Here is a 3,361-nt window from a genome sequence, read left to right as displayed (position 1 = left end):
GGGCTACCGCACGACCATTGCCGAGCTCATCGACGCCATCGGGCCGCCGGCTCAATGGGTCTCGAGTGACCATGATGGGCTGCTCGCCGAGTGAGCGACCGGGGGCGGATTTGTGGGGATACCTCAGTTTTCCTGGCGACCCGCCAACCGAGACGAACAGGATGCGTGACGTGGTGGACTGATGACCGGGTTGTAGTCGGTCCACCTCGGCGTTCCCCTGCCATCGCCGGCAAGCCGGCTCCTACCGATATCGTCGCCATCCGGATGACCCCGATCGTCGCCATCGGGATGACACCAACCGGTCGGAGCCCGCTTGCGGGCGGCCCAAGGCCTCGGCAGACCACCACCCAACCAGAACCACCCCCCACCCACAGGTAGGAGCCCGCTTGCGGGCGACCCAGGCCTCGGCAGACTGCCACCCCAACATGACCGCGCCAACCGCGCCGTCACCCGGCCGGCGACGCCGCTCCCCCAGCGCCCTTCCGATCATCCGCGCCATCAACCTGTGCCTGCACCGCCGTCAGCCAGACCTCCCCGTCTGCATCATCAAGCAGCGCCTCACCAAGCTGCTCCAGGGTCTCCGGCGCCTGAATCCGCGCTAACAGCACCGCGGCGCGCTCGGCAACATCATCGCCAAAACGCCGCCGCGCTTGGCGCTGCAGCAAGGTGCGTTCGGATTCCAGACCTCGCTTCATCCCTCGCTCCATCCCCTTGCGCATGCCGATTCGCTCGGCCGTGGTGACGTATCGCATCTGCTCCGCCTCTTCAATGGCTTGAATCGCTCGATGGTAATCATCCTCCAACGGCTCGGGCAATCTCATCACCCAATCGATGAAGGCATACAGACTCAACACCTCGTCGCGGCTCAGGCCACAACGGTACAAACGCCGGGTCAGCCCGATCTTGCGATCCAGCCGCGCGGCCGGGTCGCGTTTGGTCGCGGTGGCGGCCAACTGCGCCAGCACGACCAGCGCGAACGGGTTGGCACTCGCCTCCAGCTCGGCCATTCGGGACTTGAAATCCAGCAGCTTCACGACCGGAAACACCAGCACCACCTCGCAGCCCCAGAGGGTGTGACGATAGCGCTGCGGGCGCCACCCGGGCCGCTCATCGGCCAGGATCACCAAGGTCGCGACCGGACGATCGTAGCGGTCCATCAGACGCGAGTGGTAGGTGTAGAGCCGCCGCGCGAATGCCGGATCCGGCTCGCCCTGCACCTCGGTGTGGATCAAGACCCAGGTCTCCTCGCCGCCCCAGCGCCAGACCTTGACCAGCTTATCGACATAGCGGCGACCGACCACCGCACGGCGCGTGATCGTCTGCAGCTCCTTGTCGAGAAACTCGAAGCCGCGCGACCAGTCGATGTCGGCGGCGATCGCCGGGAAGAAGAATTCCAGAAATGGACGCTGCCAGCGGTCGAGCAGATCCTTCCAAGGGGAGTCATCGTCATCACGGGTCGCGGTGGCGGGTGTGCGCATGGGTCTCTCCATGACGTGTGCGGATCGTCTCGAATCTGACCACAGAGTACACGAAAAACGTCAATCCGTTCCCCCTCCAGCACGCAGGCGATGCGGATCATGACGATGGCGAATCAGCGCGACCCCCCACCCAAACGGTCGGAGCCCGCTGGCGGGCGACCCGCCAACGGAGACGAACAGGATGCGGGACGTGGTGGACTGATGACCGGGTCACGCTTGGCCCACCTCGGCGTTCCCCTGCCATCGCCGGCAAGCCGGCTCCTACCGATGTTGTCGCTACCCGGATGCCCCCGATCGTCGCCATCGGGATGACCCCAACCGGTCGGAGCCCGCTTGCGGGCGATCCAAGGCCTCGGCAGACCACCACCCCAACCAGAACCACCCCCACCCACAGGTAGGAGCCCGCTTGCGAGCGACCCGCCAACCGAGACGAACAGGATGCGTGACGTGGTGGACTGATGACAGGGTCACGCTTGGCCCACCTCGGCGTTCCCTTGCCATCGCCGGCAAGCCGGCTCCTACCGATATCGTCGCCATCCGGATGACCCCAAACGGTCGGAGACCGCTTGCGGGCGACCCAAGGGGTAGGAGCCCGCTTGCGGGCGATCCAAGGCCTCAGCAGACCACCACCCCAACCAGAACCACCCCCACCCACAGGTCGGAGCCCGCTTGCGGGCGACCCAAGGCGATTCGCTCGGCCGTGGTGACAGGTGACTCCGCCCCCTTTTGGTGCCCTCTCCCACGGCTCAAGCTGCCTCGCGCGGCTCGACCTCGCGTTCGATCACGTCGCGTAACCTCAGTTCCGCGGTCTTCAGATCGAAACAGGCCTGAAGATTCAGCCACGATTGCGCATCACCGCCGAAGTAGCGCGCGAGCCGCAAAGCAGTATCGGGAGTGATCGCGCGCCGTTCCTTGACGATCTCATGCAGACGGGTAGCCGGCACGCGCAACGCGTGCGCCAAGGCGTTGACGCTCATCCCCAGTGGTGTCAGAAAGTCCTCGCGCAGAATCTCACCCGGATGCACTGGCCTGAGGCCATTGATTGGAATCATTCGATCACCTCCTCAGTGGTAGTCCACGATCTCGACTTCGTAAGCATCGCCATCGCGCCATATGAAGCACAGGCGCCATTGGCCATTGATACGTATGCTGTGCTGTCCCGTGCGATCTCCGCTCAAGGCTTCCAAACGGTTGCCTGGTGGGCTGCGCAGAAACTCGAGGGTTATGGCGGCGTGAAGTTGCGTCAGTTTGCGCTCCGCAACACGTTGGAAAGCGCGAAAGTGTTGCGGGCTTTGGCCGGCGAACAGCTTGGCGGTGTCCTTGCAGCGAAACGATTTGATCATGCAAGTAGAATATTACGTTAAGCGTAATACGTCAATCATAAGGAAGGCAGTCTGTCCCGGGCTTACCCGTCTCGACAAGGGTGCGCTGTTCCGGTTTGAGGCGAGCCGCGGATCGCGGCCGCGATTGGCATCGTGCGCGCCCTGATCGTCTGGCTCCAGGCACCCGCGCAGCTCGGATTGCAGACGCGCTTCGTCAACCGTCAGGACTCAAGTTCGGGAACACTCTGGGAAGGGCGCTACGAATCCAGTCCAATCGATCCCTTTTTTCCCTCTTTTCAACGCAAAATGAAAAGACCGCCGAAGCGGTCTTTATCTCACAGGGGGCAGGTTCAGGCTTGTTCCGTCATCCTTAACTTACGATCTCCCGGAAAATAAATCTGTCCCCTTTTTTTGTCCCTGGAAAATAAATCTGTCCCTGAGGTATCCCCAATAAAACGCCATTAGATACAATGTACTAGAGAAGCAATCTATAGAGAAAATGAACATGCATGGGGTTTGATGGTCCACAACGGGCGACCAAACCTGCGGAGGACCCCCCAT

At 62.6% G+C, this 3,361-nt stretch carries 3 protein-coding genes; all 3 read right to left on the bottom strand.

The window, feature by feature from the left end:
- Nucleotides 1-446 precede the first annotated feature (446 nt).
- Complete coding sequence (locus CKO25_RS20510; RefSeq protein ID WP_200389800.1) at nucleotides 447-1,478, bottom strand: RpnC/YadD family protein; 1,032 nt, start codon at nucleotides 1,476-1,478, stop codon at nucleotides 447-449.
- Between the two features lie 746 nt (nucleotides 1,479-2,224).
- Complete coding sequence (locus CKO25_RS20505) at nucleotides 2,225-2,530, bottom strand: HigA family addiction module antitoxin (RefSeq protein WP_200389799.1); 306 nt, start codon at nucleotides 2,528-2,530, stop codon at nucleotides 2,225-2,227.
- A 12-nt stretch (nucleotides 2,531-2,542) separates the two neighbouring features.
- Nucleotides 2,543-2,821, bottom strand: a complete 279-nt coding sequence (locus CKO25_RS20500) for a type II toxin-antitoxin system RelE/ParE family toxin (RefSeq protein WP_120798096.1) — start codon at nucleotides 2,819-2,821, stop codon at nucleotides 2,543-2,545.
- Nucleotides 2,822-3,361 lie beyond the last annotated feature (540 nt).

This window comes from Thiocapsa imhoffii (assembly GCF_016583985.1).
Taxonomy (GTDB): domain Bacteria; phylum Pseudomonadota; class Gammaproteobacteria; order Chromatiales; family Chromatiaceae; genus Thiocapsa; species Thiocapsa imhoffii.
Note: the sequence above shows the minus strand (reverse complement) of the source record. Positions and strands in the feature narration are given on the sequence as shown.